Annotated in this window: 16 protein-coding genes and 1 pseudogene; 11 read left to right on the top strand and 6 right to left on the bottom strand. The window is 68.2% G+C overall.

The window, feature by feature from the left end; all coding sequences use genetic code 11:
* The first annotated feature begins 113 nt into the window (after positions 1-113).
* The gene (locus BSP_RS05225; protein WP_054764770.1) at positions 114-725 is read left to right on the top strand and encodes a MarR family winged helix-turn-helix transcriptional regulator; all 612 of its coding nucleotides are present in this window, start codon (positions 114-116) and stop codon (positions 723-725) included.
* A gap of 78 nt (positions 726-803) precedes the next feature.
* Here the strand turns inward: BSP_RS05225 and BSP_RS05230 are convergent, their stop codons facing one another.
* Entirely contained in the window at positions 804-2,543 is a 1,740-nt protein-coding gene (locus BSP_RS05230) for a methyl-accepting chemotaxis protein (RefSeq protein WP_227976048.1), read from the bottom strand.
* A gap of 300 nt (positions 2,544-2,843) precedes the next feature.
* On the opposite strand from BSP_RS05230, the gene BSP_RS05235 reads away from it, so the two are divergent.
* The 4 genes from BSP_RS05235 to ligD all read left to right on the top strand — a co-directional run bounded on the left by BSP_RS05235 (position 2,844) and on the right by ligD (position 7,752).
* On the top strand, positions 2,844-4,346 hold the full coding sequence (locus BSP_RS05235) for a PAS domain-containing methyl-accepting chemotaxis protein (RefSeq protein WP_152949531.1): 1,503 nt from the start codon (positions 2,844-2,846) through the stop codon (positions 4,344-4,346).
* A gap of 5 nt (positions 4,347-4,351) precedes the next feature.
* Complete coding sequence (locus tag BSP_RS05240; protein ID WP_054766834.1) at positions 4,352-4,864, top strand: chemotaxis protein CheW; 513 nt, start codon at positions 4,352-4,354, stop codon at positions 4,862-4,864.
* Complete coding sequence (locus BSP_RS05245) at positions 4,845-5,114, top strand: hypothetical protein (protein ID WP_152949532.1); 270 nt, start codon at positions 4,845-4,847, stop codon at positions 5,112-5,114. Before BSP_RS05240 ends, BSP_RS05245 begins: the two co-directional genes overlap by 20 nt.
* 82 nt (positions 5,115-5,196) lie before the next feature.
* Positions 5,197-7,752: a DNA ligase D gene (gene ligD / locus BSP_RS05250; protein ID WP_152949533.1), complete on the top strand. Its 2,556-nt coding sequence runs from the start codon at positions 5,197-5,199 to the stop codon at positions 7,750-7,752.
* Between the two features lie 140 nt (positions 7,753-7,892).
* On the opposite strand, the gene BSP_RS05255 is transcribed toward ligD, so the two are convergent.
* Entirely contained in the window at positions 7,893-8,738 is an 846-nt protein-coding gene (locus tag BSP_RS05255; RefSeq protein ID WP_152949534.1) for a Ku protein, read from the bottom strand.
* A 142-nt stretch (positions 8,739-8,880) separates the two neighbouring features.
* Between BSP_RS05255 and BSP_RS05260 the strand changes: the two genes are divergently transcribed.
* Entirely contained in the window at positions 8,881-9,627 is a 747-nt protein-coding gene (locus BSP_RS05260; RefSeq protein WP_194167004.1) for a cytochrome c oxidase assembly protein, read from the top strand.
* Complete coding sequence (locus tag BSP_RS16310; RefSeq protein WP_054764777.1) at positions 9,624-10,343, top strand: cytochrome b; 720 nt, start codon at positions 9,624-9,626, stop codon at positions 10,341-10,343. The genes BSP_RS05260 and BSP_RS16310 overlap by 4 nt, the downstream gene beginning before the upstream one ends.
* A 49-nt stretch (positions 10,344-10,392) precedes the next feature.
* Here BSP_RS16310 and BSP_RS16580 read toward each other — a convergent pair.
* Positions 10,393-10,980: pseudogene (locus BSP_RS16580) on the bottom strand (cytochrome c); the annotation flags it as partial.
* A gap of 96 nt (positions 10,981-11,076) precedes the next feature.
* Here BSP_RS16580 and BSP_RS05275 point away from each other — a divergent pair.
* From BSP_RS05275 to BSP_RS05290, 4 genes are all read left to right on the top strand, one after another.
* Complete coding sequence (locus tag BSP_RS05275; RefSeq protein WP_152949536.1) at positions 11,077-11,481, top strand: cytochrome c family protein; 405 nt, start codon at positions 11,077-11,079, stop codon at positions 11,479-11,481.
* Positions 11,471-12,448, top strand: coding sequence for a cytochrome c oxidase subunit II (gene coxB / locus BSP_RS05280; RefSeq protein ID WP_152949537.1), 978 nt, complete (start codon positions 11,471-11,473; stop codon positions 12,446-12,448). The genes BSP_RS05275 and coxB overlap by 11 nt, the downstream gene beginning before the upstream one ends.
* The gene (locus BSP_RS05285; RefSeq protein ID WP_152949538.1) at positions 12,445-14,997 is read left to right on the top strand and encodes a cbb3-type cytochrome c oxidase subunit I; all 2,553 of its coding nucleotides are present in this window, start codon (positions 12,445-12,447) and stop codon (positions 14,995-14,997) included. Before coxB ends, BSP_RS05285 begins: the two co-directional genes overlap by 4 nt.
* Before the next feature lie 91 nt (positions 14,998-15,088).
* Positions 15,089-15,283 carry a hypothetical protein gene (locus BSP_RS05290; RefSeq protein WP_224764354.1) on the top strand — a complete coding sequence of 65 codons (195 nt, stop codon included), beginning with the start codon at positions 15,089-15,091 and terminating at the stop codon, positions 15,281-15,283.
* A gap of 5 nt (positions 15,284-15,288) precedes the next feature.
* On the opposite strand, the gene BSP_RS05295 is transcribed toward BSP_RS05290, so the two are convergent.
* The 3 genes from BSP_RS05295 to murC all read right to left on the bottom strand — a co-directional run bounded on the left by BSP_RS05295 (position 15,289) and on the right by murC (position 17,951).
* A complete protein-coding gene (locus BSP_RS05295; protein WP_152951056.1) occupies positions 15,289-15,612 on the bottom strand; it encodes a hypothetical protein in 324 nt (107 codons plus the stop codon).
* Between the two features lie 61 nt (positions 15,613-15,673).
* Entirely contained in the window at positions 15,674-16,504 is an 831-nt protein-coding gene (locus BSP_RS05300; protein WP_152949540.1) for a TIGR02587 family membrane protein, read from the bottom strand.
* A 46-nt stretch (positions 16,505-16,550) separates the two neighbouring features.
* Positions 16,551-17,951: a UDP-N-acetylmuramate--L-alanine ligase gene (gene murC, locus BSP_RS05305; RefSeq protein WP_152949541.1), complete on the bottom strand. Its 1,401-nt coding sequence runs from the start codon at positions 17,949-17,951 to the stop codon at positions 16,551-16,553.
* Positions 17,952-17,971 lie beyond the last annotated feature (20 nt).

Below are 17,971 nucleotides of genomic sequence, written 5' to 3' on the forward strand. Positions count from 1 at the left end.
CTTAACTTGGCCCGACAATGTCTGTTGACGATTACATACCCCGCCCACTCGGGAAAATCCTTATTGCGTGCAGGGTCTTTGGGTGAAACTGTCAGGCTAGGAGGAAACCTGACATGCACGACGGCGCCCGACTCGCCGCGCCAGAAGATCGACCCCTCGTCTGTGGCGATCCTACGACCTGCGCAGGTCATGGCCCGGACGCGAACTGCGGCCACGGCGGCAAGGGCGACGCCGGCAACACCCTGGGGCTGACGGTTGCGATCCTGGCGCGGCGGTGGGCCGCCCACCTGGACGAGGTTTTGGCCGAAGCCGGCTTCGGCGTCGGCCAGTTGGCCGTGCTGACGCTGTTGCAGAACCGGCCTGCCGGCCTGACCCAGCGCGAGGCCGCCGACCTTTTGGCTGTGTCAGAGGCGGTCATGTCTACCCGCACGGCCGCCCTGCTGTCGGCGGGGTTGGTGAGCCGTCAGACCCTGATCGGCGACCGACGGGCGCATCTGTTGCAGATCACCGCCGAGGGACGGTCGGCCCATGACGTCTGGTCTAAGTGCCTGTCCTGCGTTCAGGAGCAGATTCTCGAGTCCGTCGGGGCCGAAGACTTGGCCGTGACCCAGAGAACGCTCGAAAAGATCGGCGCGGCGGTCGAACGGCTGTCTGAGCAGGAGGGGCGCAAGCTCAAGCCGGCCCCGCGTCGACGCCCGCCCGCTGCGTCCGGTCCCAGGGCCTGATCGGCTGAAAATCCAAGCGAGCGCTTGACTGACGCTTTGGCCGGAACCGCTGCGCGGCGCCGGCCAAACGGTCGGGTTCTAGAACTCTTCCCAGTCCGCCTCGGCGCTCTGGGCGGCGGCGGTCTGACGGCCGGCGACGGCGGCCAGCTTCACCGGCGCGGGACGGGGCGGCGAGGCGGGGCGAGCGGCGGCGAGCACGTTTGATCCGGCGCCCAGGCGGAACCGCCCGATCATCGAGGCGAGGTTCTCGGTCTCCTGGCGAAGCGAATGGGAGGCGGCTGTCGACTCCTCCACCATCGCCGCATTCTGCTGGGTGACCTGGTCCATCTGGTTCACGGCGGTGTTGACCTCGGCCAGGCCGGTCGACTGTTCGCGCGCCGAGGTGGCGATTTCGGTGATCAGGCCGTCGATCTCGGCGACCCGGTCCACGATGACGGCCAGGGCCTGGCTGGTTTCGCCGACCAGTTTCACCCCCTTGCCCACCTGACTGGTGCTGCCGGCGATCAGACCCTTGATCTCTTTCGCCGCCTCAGCCGACCGCTGGGCCAGGGCTCTAACTTCAGACGCCACGACCGCGAAGCCGCGGCCGGCCTCGCCCGCGCGCGCCGCCTCGACCCCGGCGTTCAGGGCCAAAAGATTGGTCTGGAAGGCGATTTCGTCGATGACGCCGATGATCTGGTTGATTTCGCCAGAGGAGCGCTCGATCTCGGCCATGGCGCCGATCGCTTCTTCCATGACGGCGCCGGACCGTTCGGCGTCGCCGCGCGCCCCGGCGGCGACGGTCGCGGCCTGCTGGGCGTTGGCGGCGCTGCGTTGGACGGTGGCGGTCAGCTGATCCAGAGCCGCGGCGGTCTCCTCCAGACTGGCGGCCTGCTGTTCGGTGCGGCGCGACAGGTCGTCGGAGGCCACGCCAATCTCGTCGGCGCCGGAACGGATGGCGCCCGCCGTCTCGCCGACGCTTTTCATCGTCGCCTGCAAGGCGTCGACGGCCGCGTTGAAGTCGGTTCTCAGCTTGTCCAGTTCCGGGATGAAGGCCGTGGTGATGCGGCGCTCCAGGTCGCCCTGGGCCAGGGCGGTCAGGGCGTCGCCGATCTGTTCCACCGCCTCGACTCGACGGGTCACGTCCACGGCGACCTTGACCACCTTGGCCACCTTGCCGTCCGGATTGACGATGGGGTTGTAGGAGCCCTGGATGATGACGGCCCCGCCGTCCTTGCGGACGCGCCGGAACTCGCCGGACTGGAACTGGCCGGACGACAGGGCGGCCCAGAACTGGCTGTACTCAGGACTGTCGCGATAGGCCGGCTCGGCGAAGATGGCGTGTTTGCGCCCGACGATCTCTTCGAGCCGATAGCCCATGGCGTCCAGGAACAGGCGGTTGGCGTTGACGATGGTCCCGTCCAGGGTGAATTCGATCATGGCCTGAGATCGGCCGATGGCCTCGATCTGGGCCGCATAGTCCTCGCTGGCGAGCCGATAGCGGGCGTCCGCCCATTCCACGACGAAACCGGCGGCCTTGCCGCCCTGTTTCAGCGGCGTGACCAACAGGTCGAAGGCGCGACCCCCGACCCGGATGGTGGCCGAATGGGGTTCGCTCAAAGTCGCCAGCATCCGCCGCTGGTGGGCCGGGTTCTTGTGGAAGACGTCGATGTTGGAGCCGACCAGCCGATCGACGCTGAAGTTGGGCAGGTCTGACCGTAGCTCGGCTTCCGCCTCTTGCAGAAGATTGCGAACCGCCGGGTTCAGATAGGTGATGTTCAGGTCCTTGTCGGCCAACATGATGTTGGTGCGAAGAGCCTCTACAGCCGTTTCCAGCATGCCGCTCGCCGGCTTTTTCCCCTTGGCCCACATATCCGCTCTCGATGCTGCGGGCGTTCGTCGCCCTTTGGCTGCAGCGTTAGTGCTCACTCATTACTGGAAAGTGTACGGAATGTTTATCTGAACCCAACATCGCTGTGTTTTACGGGGATACTAGTACTTTTACTTATAAACGAAGTTAAACTGGCAGTGGCGTAGCGGCATCGACCAAGGTTGTAAAAGCTTCGGGCGCGAAGCATCGTATAGCGAAGCGGTAATGTGGGTCTGGGAAAAGGCGGCAAAGAAGAGAAAGCCACCCGAATGCGTAAGCTGTTCAATCGACCGCAGGCGGAAAGCGAGGAGCTCTTGGAGCTTCGCGCCGTCGTCGCGGCCGTTCATTTGTCTCAGGCGGTGATCGAGTTCGATCTCGACGGCGTGGTGCTCGACGCCAACGCCAACTTCCTTGCGGTGCTCGGCTATGAACTGTCCGAGATCAAAGGCCGGCATCACCGGATGTTCGTCGATCCGGCCGAGGCCGGCTCGCCGGCCTATGCCGAGTTCTGGAAACGGCTGAACGCCGGGGAATTCGTCGCCGACAAGTTCGTCCGTTACGGCAAGAACGGCAAGCGGGCGGTGATCGAGGCGTCGTACAATCCGATCTTCGACGTGAACGGCAAGCCCTATAAGGTGGTCAAGTTCGCCATTGACGTCACCGCCGTCGAAGAGGAGCGCGAACGCCGCGCCGAGGCTGATCGTCAGGCGGCGGCCGTTCAGGCCATGGTGGTGCGAAATACGGGCCAGGGCCTGTCGGCCATGGCCTCGGGCGATCTGTCCTATCGGATCGAAGAGGATTTTCCGGGCGAGTACGCCGCTCTGCGCGAGAACTTCAACCGCGCCATGGCGGCGCTGGACCAGGCGATCGCCGTCATCGGCGGCAACGCCGAGACCATGCAGTCCGGCGCCAAGGAAATCAGTTCAGCGGCCGAAGATCTGTCCCGTCGCACTGAACGTCAGGCGGCCAGCCTGGAAGAGACGGCGGCCGCCCTGGATCAGATCACGGCCACCGTCCGCCGGACGGCCGAGAACGCCCAGGAGGCCGACAAGGTGGTCAGCCAGACCCGCGCCCAGGCCGAAACGGGCGGCGCCGTGGTCCAACGGGCGGTGGACGCCATGGGCGAGATCGAACGCTCGTCCGACCAGATCAGTCAGATTATCGGCGTCATCGACGAGATCGCCTTCCAGACCAACCTTCTGGCGCTTAACGCCGGAGTGGAGGCGGCGCGCGCCGGCGAGGCCGGGCGGGGCTTTGCGGTCGTGGCCTCAGAGGTGCGGGCCCTGGCTCAGCGGTCGGCGGACTCGGCCAAGGAGATCAAGACCCTGATCTCCGCCAGCGGCGCCCAGGTCAAATCCGGCGTCGTCCTTGTGCGTGAAACCGGCGAGGCCCTGACCGGCATCGCCGGCCGGATCGTCGAAGTCACTCAGCTGATGAGCGAGATTCGCGGATCGACCCAGGAACAGGCGGTCGGCCTGGCCGAGGTCAACACCGCCGTCAATGAAATGGACCAGGTGACCCAGCAGAATGCGGCCATGGTCGAGGAGTCGACGGCCGCCAGCGTGGCCCTGAGCCGCGAGGCCGCCGAACTGGCCCAGCTGGTCGGCCGGTTCACCACCAGCCAGGACGGCGGCTCCAGCCGACCTGCGCCGCTGCAAGAGGCCCATGGCCGGATCGCCGCCTTCGCGGCCGACCGCCCTGCGCCCCGACTGAAACTCGCCGCGGGCGGAGGCCGACAGGCCGCCGTTCACTCCGAATGGGAGGCCTTCTGATGTCCATGGCGCATACTCAAACCGACGCCTTTTCCGTCAACCGCGCCGGCGCCGGCCGTCGTGAGATGGTCGGCTTCCGGGTCGGGGACCAAGCCTTCTGCATCGACATCACCTCGGTGCTGGAGATCCGGGGCTGGACCCCCGCGACGCCCGTGCCCCAGTCGCCCCATTATATGAAGGGGGTGGTCAATCTGCGCGGCAGCGTCCTGCCGATCATCGACCTGGCCGCGCGCCTGGGCCTGCCGACGACTGAACCCTCAGCGCGTCACGCCATCATGGTCGCCAACTGCGGCGGGCGGACCGTGGGCCTGCTGGTCGAGGGAGTGTCCGACATCGTCCAACTGGACGACGCCGACCGCCAGGCGACGCCGGACATGGGCCATGGCCAGGGTGGGGTCGTCGCCGGAATCTTCGCGGTGGACGGCGCCATGCTCAGCCTGCTGGACCTGGACAATCTGCTGCCGCCGGACCGCAGCCGTCCCGCCGACGAGGCTTTCGATGCGATCGCCGCAGCTTGAGATCCCGGCCGCAGACGCCTCCTGGCCCCCGTACGGCGTGGCGGCCTGGCTGGCCGATGAGGTCGATGAGCGCGATCTGAGCCCTGTCATGCCGGACGGCTGCGACAGGGCCGGCATGGTCTCGGCCCTGCTTCAGATGGCCCTGTCGGTGTCTGAAGAGGGGGCGCCCTGGGCCGACGACGTCAGCGTCCTTCTTCTGTCGGGATGGGGCGCCCTGCAAGCCGCCGCCTCGGCCAACGAAACCGTCTGAGGGTCGCCTGAGGGCCGGGTGATCGTTTTCGCCCCACGCACGTTGTCGTCCGACCAGGGACGAAGACGGGCGAGGCGGCGGCATGGCGAACGGATTGGAAGCCTATCGGGCCAAGCGCGACTTCACCCGCACCCCCGAACCGGCGGGAAAGACCAAGGCCGGACGCAAGGGCCGGCTGACCTATCTGATCCAGCGCCATGCGGCCACCCGGCTGCACTACGACTTCCGCATCGAACATGACGGGGTCCTGAAGTCCTGGGCCGTCACCAAGGCGCCGTCGCGCGATCCGTCCGTCAAACGACTGGCGGTGGAGGTGGAGGACCACCCCCTGGCCTATGGGACGTTCGAGGGGACCATCCCGTCCGGCAACTACGGCGCCGGGACCGTCCAGCTGTGGGACCGGGGCGAATGGGAGCCGCAGGAGCCCGACATAGAGGCGGCGCTGAAGCGCGGCTCGCTGAAGATGATCCTGCACGGCGAGCGGCTGAGCGGCGGCTGGGCCCTGGTGCGGCTGAAGTCCGATCGCGGCAAGCCGTCCAAACGCAACAACTGGCTGCTGATCAAGGAGAAGGACGAGGCGGCCGTGCCCGGCGAGGGCGACGCCAATATGGAGATCGACGCCTCCGTCGCCAGCGGCCGGAGCCTGGCCGAGATCGCAGAGGGCAAGACCCAATGGACCGCCTCTCGCCCCGTGGCGCGCAAGGGCCCCAAGCCGCCGAAGGCCAAGCCGCGCGAAGCCGACCTGGCCCAGCCCCCCGCCTTCCAGCCGATCCAGCTGTGCAAGGTGGCGGACCATCCGCCCGGGGGCGCCGGCTGGGTGCATGAGATCAAGTTCGACGGCTATCGCATCCAGATCGCCGTCGGCGGCGGGCAGGCGCGCCTCTACACCCGTCGAGGCCATGACTGGACCGACCGCTTTCCCGAACTGGCGGCCGATGCGGCCCAGTGGCCCGACGGGGTGGTGGACGGCGAACTGTGCGCCCTGACCGAGGACCACACGCCGGACTTTTCCGCCCTTCAGGCCGCCATCGCCGACGGAAAGACCCAGGACCTGGTCTATTTCGCCTTCGACCTGCTGAAGGAGGGGCGGGACGATCTGACGGCCCTGCCGCTGTCGCACCGGAAGGCGCGGCTCCAGGCCCTGATCGACCGGATCCCGGCCAAGGCGCGGGGGAGGGTGCGCTATGTCGATCACTTCGCCTCCACCGGCCAGGCGGTTCTGGACAGCGCCTGCCGAATGGATCTGGAGGGGGTGATCTCCAAGACGCTGAACGCCCCCTATCAGCCGGGCCGGTCCTCGACCTGGGTCAAGTCCAAATGCCGGGGCAGGGATGAGGTCGTCATCGGCGGCTGGTCGTCGGAGGGCGGGACGCGCTTTCGCTCCCTCCTGGTCGGCGTGGCGGAGGAGGAGGGGCTGCGTTACCTCGGCCGGGTCGGGACCGGCTATTCCGCCCCGCTGCTGAAGACCCTGCTGCCCGCGCTGAAGGCGGCGGCGGCCGAGACCTCGCCCTTCGTCGGCAAGGGGGCGCCGCGCGGCGGCAAGGACATCCACTGGGTGCGGCCGGTTCTGGTGGCCGAGCTGGAACACGGCGGTCTGACCGAAGGCGGGTCGCTGCGTCATGCCGCCTTCAAGGGGCTGCGCGAGGACAAGCGGGCTCAGGAGGTGGTCGATGAGCCGCAATCGCCTGGGCCGAAACAGGCGGAGAAGGCCGCGCCCACGCCGCGCCGAACGGGCAAGGACAAGGTGGTCGTCGCCGGCGTCACCCTGTCCAGCCCGGACAAGGTGCTGTGGCCCGCCGCCGGGGGGCGGCCGGCCATCACCAAGACGGACCTGGCCCGCTACTATGAACGGGCGGCCGAACGGATATTGCCCCATGTCGCCGACCGGCCGGTGTCGATCATCCGCGCGCCCGACGGGATCGAGGGCGAGACCTTTTTCCAGCGCCACGCCATGCCGGGGTCGAACCCGCGGCTGAAGCTGATCGACGTGCATGAGCGCAAACCCTATGTCGCCGTGATCGACGTCGGGGGCCTGGTCGCCGTCGCCCAGTCAGGCGGGCTGGAGCTGCACCCCTGGGGCTGTCGGCCCGGCGATCCGGAGACGCCCGAACAGGTCACCTTCGACCTCGATCCCGACGAGGGGTTGGATTTCGAAGCGGTCATTGCGGCGGCCAAGACGGTGCGAAAGACGCTGGAGGCCAAGGGGCTGAACCCCTTCGTCAAGACGACCGGCGGCAAGGGGCTGCATGTCGTGGTTCCGATCCGCTCGGACGGCCGCAGCCGGATCGAATGGGACCGGTGCAAGGCCTTCGCCAAGGCCGTGGCCGAAGAGGTGCGCCGCGCCGATCCCGACCGGTTCACCACCACCCTGGCCAAGAAGGCGCGCGGCGGAAAGATCTTCATCGACTATCTGAGGAACGGTCGGATGGCGACGGCGGTCGCCCCCTGGTCGGTGCGGGCGCGGCCGGGCGCAGGCATCGCCTTCCCCCTGTCCTGGGGGCAGGTCAAGGCGGGCCTGGACCCCCGGGCCTTCACCCTTCACGACGCCCCGGCCCTGCTGAAGAAGCCCGATGCGTGGAAGGACTTCAGGGCCGGCGAGGTCAGCTTGCGGCCCGTGCTGAAGGCGATGGGGCTTTAGAGGGGCGGTGCCGGTGATTAGTGCTGGTGATTAGTGCTATTGCTAGTGAGTAAGGCATGAGCAGTGGGAGTGTTCGCGCCCAGCCCACCTCTTCCTCACTAGCACTAATCACCAGCACTAATCACTATAACCCCGTCCCATCACGCCGCCGTCTTGCGCCTCGCCGGCTTCTTCTTGGAGGGGGCCTTTTTCTTCGGCTTGGCGCTGGTCGCGGAGCCCTTGAGGCTGTTGCGCAGAGCCTCCATCAGGTCGATCACATTGGTGTCGTCGGGCTCGGGCGCCTCGACCACCGACTTGCCGCCCTTCTGCTTGGCCTTGACCATCTCGCGAAGGGCCTCGTCATAGCGGTCCTTGAAGTCGGTCGGGTCGAAGTCCGTCTCCTTCTGGGCGATGATCCGGCTGGCGATCTCGACCATGTCCTTGTCCGCCTTGACCGAGGGAATGTCGTCGAAATAGTCCTCGGCGGGCCGCACCTCGTCATGCGCCCGCAGGGAATAGGCCACCAGCCCCTTGCCGCGCACCTCCAGGGCCAGCTGCCGTTCCCGCCCGCGCAGGACCAGGGTCCCAATGGCGATCTTGCCCGCCGACTTCATCGCGTCGCGGATGACGGCGAAGGCCTCGGCCCCCACGCCCTTTTCGGGCACCACATAGAAGGGGTCGTCCCAGTACAGACGGTCGATCTCGTCCTCGTCCACGAAGCTGTCGATGCAGATGGTGCGGGTGGTCTCCAGCTTGACCTTGTCGAAGTCAGCGTCGTCGAACAGGACATATTCGTCCTTGGCCACCTCATAGCCCTTGACCAGATCCGACCGTTCGATCGGGCCGGTGTCCGGGTCGGTCGGCACCATGCGGATGCGGTTGTTGGTCTCGGGATTGATCAGGTGGAAGCTGACGTGGGCGTTGGAGGCGGTGGCGGTGTAGAGGGCGACCGGACAGGTCACCAGCGACAGTTTCAGATGCCCCTGCCAGGTGGGTCTTGCGGCCATGGTGCGTTCCTCGCCTTGGGTTCGGTGACCTAACGCCGCAGGGCTGCGGGCGTTTCCGCGCGGAACCGGCCGGCCTGTCGCACCTTTCCGATGTGAAGCTTGCAGCAAGGGCGGGGCGCATGCGGCCGACCAGACCATTTCGATGAGCCAGAGCCTGACCCCCATTTCGGGCTGGGCGCCCTATTGCGGCCCCGCGCCCGCCGCCGGCGACTGGCGCTGGAACCTGGACCCCGTGCTGCTTCTGGTCATGGCCGGGGCGACGGCCCTGATCCTGATGCGGACGCGCGGCCGGTCGCGGGGCTTGGGCCTAGCCGCCATGGCGGTGCTGGGCGTCAGCTTCGTCTCGCCCCTGTGCGCCCTCAGCTCCGCCCTGTTTTCGGCCCGGACCGTGCACCACGTCCTGCTGGTCGCCGTGGCCGCCCCCCTGCTGGCCGAGATGGCGCCGCGACGGCGATACGGGTCTCTGGCCCTGGCGAACTTCGTCCAGGCGGCGGTGCTGTGGGTGTGGCATGCGCCCGCCGCCTATGGCGCCGCCCTGTCCAGCGACCTGGTCTACTGGATCATGCAGCTCAGCCTTCTGGCCTCCGCCGTCTGGTTCTGGGCGGCGGCGCGGGCGGCCAGCGCGCCTGCGGCGGTGGTCGGCCTGTTGGCGGCCATGCTGGCGATGGGGCTCTTGGGCGCGGTCCTGACCTTCGCCGGCCAGGCCGTCTATGCGCCCCACGCCTATACGACCCTGGCCTGGGGCCTGACCCCGCTGGAGGACCAGCAGGCGGCGGGGCTGATCATGTGGGCGCCGGCGGCGGGCCTCTATCTGCTGGCGGCCCTGTGGCGGCTGGGCCGGATGCTGGGGCCGGACCTTCCCGCCGAGGCCGGGGTGCGTCCGGCGTGATCGAAAAGCTCTTCACCCAACTGCTGGAATGGGCGGCGGGCCACCATGACCAGGGCCGATATTCGCCGGTCGGCATCCTGTTTCACTGGGTCATGGCCGCCCTGGTGATCTTTCAGCTGGGCTGGGGCTGGTGGATGGGGCGTCAGCCGGTCGGCGGTCAGATGCTGGCCGCCTATGATCTGCATTTCGCCGTGGGCGTCCTGATGCTGATCCTTGTGATCGGGCGGCTGTCCTGGCGGCTGCTGGCGCCGGACCTGATCAATGACGCCGACAAGCCGGGGTGGGAGAGCTGGGCCGCCCACGTCACCCACTATGTCTTCTACATCTGCCTGTTCGGCCTGCCCCTGTCGGGCTGGGCCATGATCTCGGCGACGGACCGGACGCGCGAACTGGAGGCGCTGGGCTTCATCCCCTGGCCCTTGCTGCCGTTCCAGGACCTGTCCAACAGTCAGCTATGGGCGATCGAGGCGGCGGCGGAATGGATGCATTGGGGCCTGGTGGTCACCCTGCTGCTGATGATCCCCATCCACGCCGGGGCCGCCCTCAAGCACCATCTGATCGATCGGGACGACGTGTTTCACGCGATGCTGCCGGTCGTGCCGCTGCGTCGACGGAAGCGGACCCGGTGGCAGAGGCGCTGGCGGGCGCTGGAGAAGCAGGTTGCGCGGACAGCCAAAGCCCTATGGCGCGGACTTCTGGGTCCGAAAGCGGTTTGACGGCGGCGGCCATGACGCCGCGCGGATCGTTGCGGCGTTCGCCCGACTTCCACCGCTCCATCTGTTCGACCAGATAGGGGTAGGGCTGACCCGCGATCTGAGGATTGCCGCCCAGGCCGGTTCCTTCGCCGTTCAAGCCGTGACAGGCGGCGCAGGCCACCACGCCGCGCGCAGGATCGCCTCTCAGATAGACCGACGGCGCAGGGGCGGCGGCGTTCCGTTCCGTCGGCGGGATCGGCAGGGCGGCGTAATAGGCCGCCACCTCGCGTCGGCTTCTCTGATCCAAGGCCTTGGCGATGCGCGTCATCTGGTCGTCGGCCCTGAGGCCCGAGGCGTAGTCCTCCATCTGTTTCTGCAGATAGCCGATGTCCAGGCCCGCCAGTCGGGGCGCGGCCGCGCCGTCGCCGCCGCCGTCCAGGCCGTGACAGGTGAAACAGGCGTTGGCCGCACCGCCGGCGCCGCCGCTGAGGGCGATGACTTCGCCATTCGCCGAGAGAACGCGGTCGGTGTCGGTCGCCGCCGCCTCGCATCCGGCCAGCAGCATCAGGAGCATCAGAGGGGCAAGGGGCGCGCGCACCTGCATCCAACCCCCGCCTACGGCCCCGGTTCCGAAGGCGCCGCCCGACGGAGACGCCATGTCGCAGCCGGGGAACTTCCTCGTCCTGGGGGGATTGGTCTGGTGAAGCTTTCGAGGCCTGGCCCGAGGCGATTCAGGGCGGGGGACCGGGCGGCGATGAGATGGGGCGGACAGGGCGAGGCAGGGCGGACCGCCGCCGCGGCTCTGCTCGCGCTCGCCTCGGCGGGCCTCAGCGCCTGCGTCGACAAGGCGGATCAGCCCCGGCCGGTGGCCCAGGGCGATCCGGCGCGCGGCCTGGCGGTCATCGAGGCCGTCGGTTGCGCCGCCTGCCACACGATTCCCGGCGTCGCCTGGCCCGAAGGCCGCAGCGGCGGCGACCTGGCGGGCTTCGGGGCGCGCCCCTTCATCGCCGGGCGCCTGCCGAACCAGCCCGGCGTCCTGACCCGCTGGCTGATCGACGCGCCGTCCCTGGATCCCGGAACCGCCATGCCCCCCATGCCCCTGAACCAAGCCCAAGCCCGCGACGTCGCGGCCTATCTGTATACGCTCGATGACGACTGAACCGACGCCGGGAACCGCGGGCTGGCCCCCGCCTGTGCTGGACCCAGCCGGCCCTTTCGCCGGGCCGATCGAGGTGGTGGCCTGGGTGCTGTTCGTCATGGCGGCGGTGGTGATGACCGTGGTGCTGATCGCCCTGGGGATCGCCCTGTTCGGCCCCCGGCGGTGGAAGCGGCGGGTCAGCGGCGAGCGTCTGGTCTGGATTGGCGGCCTGGCCTTTCCGATCGTGGTTCTGACCGGCCTTCTGATCTACGGCCTGACCACGACCGCGCGGGTCGCCGAGGCGCCGCGACCGGGCGAGATGCGGGTCCGCGTCACCGGCGAGATGTGGTGGTGGCGGGTCGCCTATCTGGACGACCAGGGGCGCGAAATACTTCAGGACGCCAATGAGGTCCATATCCCCGCCGGTCAGCCCGTGGTGTTCGAGCTGGAAAGCGCCGACGTGATCCACAGCTTCTGGGTTCCGCGCCTGGGCGGCAAGACCGACATGATCCCCGGCCGGCGCAACTTCATGCGGCTTCAGGCCGATCAGCCGGGAACCTATGGCGGCCAGTGCGCCGAATACTGCGGCGGGCCCCATGCGCTGATGGGGCTGGTCGTGGTGGCCCATACGCCCCAGGAATTCGCCGCCTGGCGCGCGCGTCAGGCCGGGCCGGCCGTAGCCCTGGATGCGGCCGCGCCGACCGCCGCAATGATCGCGCGCGGCCGCGACGTCTTCGCCGCCTCCGGCTGCGGCGCCTGCCACACCATTCGCGGAACCGAGGCCAATGGTTTGGCCGGTCCCGACCTGACCCATGTCGGCTCCCGCCAGACGATCGGGGCGGGCATATTGCCGAACAATCAGGGCACTCTGGCGGGCTGGATTTCGGACAGCCAGGGCGTCAAGCCCGGCAACCGCATGCCCTCCTATCCGGTCCTGACGGGCCAGGATCTGCGCGCCGTCTCGGCCTATCTGGACAGTCTGAAATGAGTTCGGAAACCGGGTTCGATCCCGAACTCTACAAACGCCTGCCGACCCGCGAACCCCGCCCCGAGGGCGAGCTGGAGCAGCTGGAACAGGTCTGGTGCGCGCCGCGAAAGCCGTGGGAATGGGTCACGGCGATCAACAACAACTATATCGGCGTCTATTACGTCGGCGCGGCCATGCTGTTCTTCGTGCTGGCCGGGGTTCTGGCCCTGTTGATGCGGACCCAGCTGGCCCTGCCGATGACGGGCTTCTTGGCCCAGGAGACCTACAATCAGATCTTCACCATGCACGGCACGGTGATGATGTTCCTGTTCGCCGTGCCGGCGGTCGAGGCCCTGGGGGTGCTGCTGCTGCCCCAGATGCTGGGGGCGCGCGACCTGCCGTTCCCGCGTCTCAGCGCCTACGCCTTCTGGGCCTATCTGATCGGTGGATTGTGTTTCTTCTGCTCTCTCTTCTTCGGCCTGGCGCCGAACGGGGGCTGGTTCATGTATCCGCCCCTGACCTCCATGGCCTATTCGCCGGGGATCAACGCCGACTTCTGGCTCCTGGGCATCGGCTTCATCGAGATTTCGGCCATCGCCGGCGCGATTGAGATCATCGTCGGGGTTCTGAAGACGCGGGCGCCGGGCATGACCCTGGACAAGTTGCCGATCTTCGCCTGGGCCATGCTGATCTTCGCCTGCATGATCATCATCGCCTTCCCGTCGATCATCCTGTCCACCCTGCTGCTGGAGCTGGAACGCGCCCTGGGCTGGCCCTTCTTCGACGCGGCGCGGGGCGGGGATCCGATGCTGTGGCAGCACCTGTTCTGGTTCTTCGGCCACCCGGAGGTCTACATCATCTTCCTGCCGGCGGCGGGCGCCATGTCCACCATCATCCCGGCCGTGGCCCAGACCCGGCTGGTGGGACACAGGCTGGTGGTCCTGGCCATGCTGGCGACGGGCTTCATCAGCTTCGGCGTCTGGGCCCACCACATGTTCGCCACCGGCATGCCCCAGATCTCGATCAACTATTTCAGCGCCGCCTCCATGGCGGTCAGCGTGCCCGCCGGGGTTCAGGTCTTCGCCTGGATCGCCACCCTGGCGGCGGGGAAGATGCGGTTCAACACGCCGGGCCTGTTCGCCGTCGGCGGGCTGGTCATCTTCGTCATGGGCGGGCTGACCGGCGTCATGGTCGCCATGGTCCCCTTCGACTGGCAGGCCCACGACAGCTATTTCATCGTCGCCCACCTGCACTACGTCCTGATCGGCGGCATGGTGTTTCCGCTGTTCGCCGCCATCTACTATTGGACGCCCATGTCCAGCGCCCGGCCGCTGAGCGAGCGGTGGGGCAGGTGGGTGTTCTGGCTGATGTTCGTCGGCCACAACGTCACCTTCCTGCCCATGCATCTGACCGGGCTGATGGGGATGCCGCGGCGGGTCTACACCTATCTGCCGGATCGGGGTTGGGACCTGCCCAATATGATCTCGACCGTCGGCGCCTTCCTGTTCGGCCTGGCGGTGCTGATCTGGCTGGTGGACATGATCCGCAACTTCCGCCCCTTCGGGCGACGCGAGGCGGGCAATGTCTTCAATGGGCCGGGGCTGGAGTGGCTGCCGGCGGGGCTCTATTCGCTGCGGTCGATCCCGGTGATCAAGAGCCTCTATCCCGGCTGGGAGCAGAAGGGGCTGGCCGAGGACGTCGAGGCCGGACGTTATTTCCTGCCCGGCGCCCCGCGCGGCGAACGCGAGACCATCGTCACCAGCCCGCTGAACGCCGAGCCCCAATATCTGCTGCAGATCCCCCGGCCCTCCAGCTGGCACGTCTGGGGGGCGGTGTTTACGGCGGGCTTCTTCCTGATCCTGACCATCCAGGCCTATCTGGCTTCGGTGATCAGTGGAATTCTGGCCGTATATTGCATCCTCAAATGGTGCTGGAAACTGGACCGGCCGGATCGGCGCGAGGGCGGGGCGGCTGTGGTGGACATCGGGGCGGGGGTGCGCCTGCCGACCTATGTCTCGGGTCCGACCAGCCACGGCTGGTGGGCCATGGTCATCACCCTGATCGTCGCGGGCATGGTCGCGGTCATGGCCGGCTTCTCCTATGTCTTTCTGTGGAGCCGCCGACCCGATCTGTGGCAGGCGCCGCCGGAAATGGGGTCTCTGATCCAGGTCGTCGGCCTTTGCGCGGCGGCGGCGCTGCTGGCCTGGGCCGCGCTGAGGGTCCTGGCGCTGGACCGGCCGCGCAGCGGGGTGATCGCCGCCGTCCTGATGCTGCTGGCGGGCCTGACGATCGGGGCGGGCTGGGCGGTCGAGGCGTCCGCCTGGTGGGGGGCGGGCCTGCGTCCCCAGGCCAGCGGCCAGGGGGCGACCGTCTTCGCCCTGATCGCCTGGCAGGGGCTGTTCGCGGCCATCTGCGCCATCATGGCGGTCTTCGCCCTGATGCGCTGGGTGTTCGGCCTGCTGTCGGCCCGGAGGCCGGCGACCTATCAGCTGATCGCCCTGTTCATCGGTTTTTCCGCCGCGCAAGGGGCGGCCGCCGCCCTGTTGACCCATCTGTTCCCGGGAGGCTGACATCGGACGCTGGCTGATCCTGACGGGCGGGCTGCTGATCTGGGCAGCCCATTTCCTGGGCGTCTATCTGATCTCGTCCACGGCGGACGTGGTGGCGACGGCAGAGGCGCCCCTGTGGCGCCTGATCGGCGGGGGATTCAGCCTGGCCTGTCTGGCGGGCGAGGCGGGGCTCGCCCTGTTGATCCTGAAGACCCGTCGGGGATTCGAGCCGGCCATCGGCGTCGGCGGCTGTTTCATCGGCGGCGTCGGGGTGGTGTTTCAGACCCTGCCCCTGCTGCTGATCTGAGCCCTTCAGGGCGCCGACCAGCCCTTGACCGTCACCACCGCCGCGCGCGGATCGGCGTCGAACCGCATATAGGCGGTCGCATGGCCGCGGCCGGGCACATAGTCCAGGGTGGCGGTCGCGGTCTGGTCGCCTGCCACGGCCTCGACATCGACCCCGGCGGCGGTTTCGTCGCCGTCATTGACCACCTTGATCTCGGCCACATGGCCGTGGGCGGTGGTCTCGACCCTCTCGATCCGCGCGTTCAGGGTCGCCGGGGCGGCGGGTTGCACGGCCTCCCACACGATCACCCCGACGGCGGCCAGGGTCACCACCCCGCCCAGAGCGGCCATGGCGGTCTGCAAAAGCGGGCGGGGCGGGGCGGTTTTTCGGCGCGTGGCTCGGTTCATCGGATCAGACCAGCAGACGGGCGGCGGCCGCGCCGATCGCGGCGGGAAAGCCCAGGACCGCCGTCGCCTGGACCACCCCGGCCAGAGAATGCCCTTCGATCCGCCCAAAGACGAATAGGGCGAACAGGCTGACCCCCAGGGCGATGGCGTAGCCGGGCAGGGTGAAGTGGAAGAAGGCGTGGGCCGGTCGATCCGCCTCTTCCTGACCGGCGAAGCCCGCGCGAAAGACGATGAGGTGCAGCAGCAGGATCGACACGCCCATCAGCCCCAGGACGTTGAGGGCGCCGGCCTTGTAGGCGATCAGGATCATTTCCTCGGTCGGGGCGACGTTCAGGGCGAAGAACAGGGCTCCGGCCGCCATCAGAAACAGCTCCCCGACATAGGAGGCCTGATCCTCCTGGGTCTCGCCGCCGTCCGCGTCGCCGCTCAGCTGGCGGCGGGCCAGCAGGGCGCCCATGGCGCCCGGAACGGCCTGAAGCGCAATCATGCCCAGGGCTTCACGAGGGGGATCGCCCCATCGGACCACGCCGAACAGGCTCAACAGCAGGCCGGCGGTCAGGAAGCCGACCGCCAGGGCGACGGCCGTGTCCATCAGATCGTTCGCCAGCCCCCGCCGGTCGGAGAAGCCCGCATAATAGGCAAGGCCGTAAAGCAGGGGCAGGCCGGCGACGATGAAGGCCAGCAGCCGGCCCCGGTCCATGGCCACGCCCTGCTCCCACATCTCCATCGTCATCAGCAGGGGGATGCTGAACACCAGGGCGCCCCCGAACGCGCGGCCCAGGTCGCGCAGATAGGCGCGTTCTCGGCTCAGATCGATCAGGGCGGCGGCGCTCATCTTCCGCCAACGTCCGAAGCGGCGCCTTGGCTCCGAACGTCAGGCGTCAGCGCGCGCCCAGCCGCTCCAGCAGATCGGCGGCGAAGCTGGACAGGGTGTCGTCGCGCGCCCCCATGACCAGGATGCGGTCGCCAGGCCGGGCCATTTCGACGATGCGGTCTCCGCAGGCCGCACGGTCGGGCAGGGCCTCGGCCTGACGGCCCGCCTCGCGCACTCCTTCAGCGATGGCCTCGCTGCCGACGCTGCGGTCGGTGGTGCCGCCGTAATAGACCGGCTCGGGCATCAACAGGACGTCGTCCTCGCGCATCAGGCCGACGAAACCGTCGATGAACTCCCGCCGCATCAGCTTTAAGGGGCCGAAGCCGTGGGGCTGGAACAGGATCAGCAGACGCCCGTCGAAGGCGTGCAGCGTCTTCAGGGTGGCGGCGATCTTGTCGGGGTTGTGGGCGAAGTCGTCGATGACGGTGACGGCGTTGACGGTCCCGACCACCTCCATTCGCCGCCGAATGCCGGCGAAGCTTTCCAGGGCCTTGACCGCCTCGGCCGTCGAGACGCCCAGGGCCTTGACCGCGCCGAGCGCCGCAAGCGCATTGGCGACATTGTGGGCGCCGGGCACGTTCAGCCTGACGTCGAACTCGCTCCAGCCCTCGATCAGGCGGAAACGCATGCCGGTCGGCTGGGGCTGAAGGTCGTGGGCGGACAGGTCGGCCGCCTCTTCGCCCAGGGCGAAGGTGATCGCCTTTCCGGGCGCGAGTTCCTGCGCCAGGGCCGCCGTCTCGGGATTGTCCAGGTTCAGCACCGCCGTGGCCGCCCGCTGGACGAAGCCGCCGAACAGGTCGCGCAGCTCCTCCATCGACTTGTGGTCAAGCGAGATGTTGGAGACGACCGCCACGGTCGGGACGTAACGGGCGATCGAGCCGTCCGATTCATCGACCTCGGACACGAACAGATCCGACCCGCCGATCAGGGCGCTGGCGAACGGATGGTCGGCGTCGGCGAAATTCTTCATCACCGCCCCGTTCATGACGGTCGGATCGCGGCCGGTCTGGTGCAGGATCCAGGCGATCATGCCGGTGATGGTGGACTTGCCGCTGGTGCCCGCCACCCCGATCGAGGTGGGGGCGGCGTTGAACAGTTCGCTGAGCAGTTCGGGGCGGGTCTTGATCGTCGCCCCGACGCGGCGGGCCGCGCCGATGTCGGGCACCGTCTCCTCGACCGCGCCGGTGGCGATCACGATCTGATCGGGCCGGGTGACGCCCGATCCGTCCTGGGGGTGCAGGGTGACGCCGTGGGCGCGCAGCCAGTCGAACTTTTCAGGGGTGCGGCCCTGATCCAGGGCGCGGTCAGAGCCTTCGATCCGGGCGCCCTGGGCCTGGACGATCAGGGCCAGGGGCAGCATGCCCGACCCGCCGATGCCGCAGAAGAAATAGGAGGCGTCTTGGTTCATGCCCCCTTAGAACAGGGGAT

It is taken from the genome of Brevundimonas sp. Bb-A, assembly GCF_009394735.1.
Classification (GTDB): Bacteria; Pseudomonadota; Alphaproteobacteria; order Caulobacterales; family Caulobacteraceae; genus Brevundimonas; species Brevundimonas aurantiaca.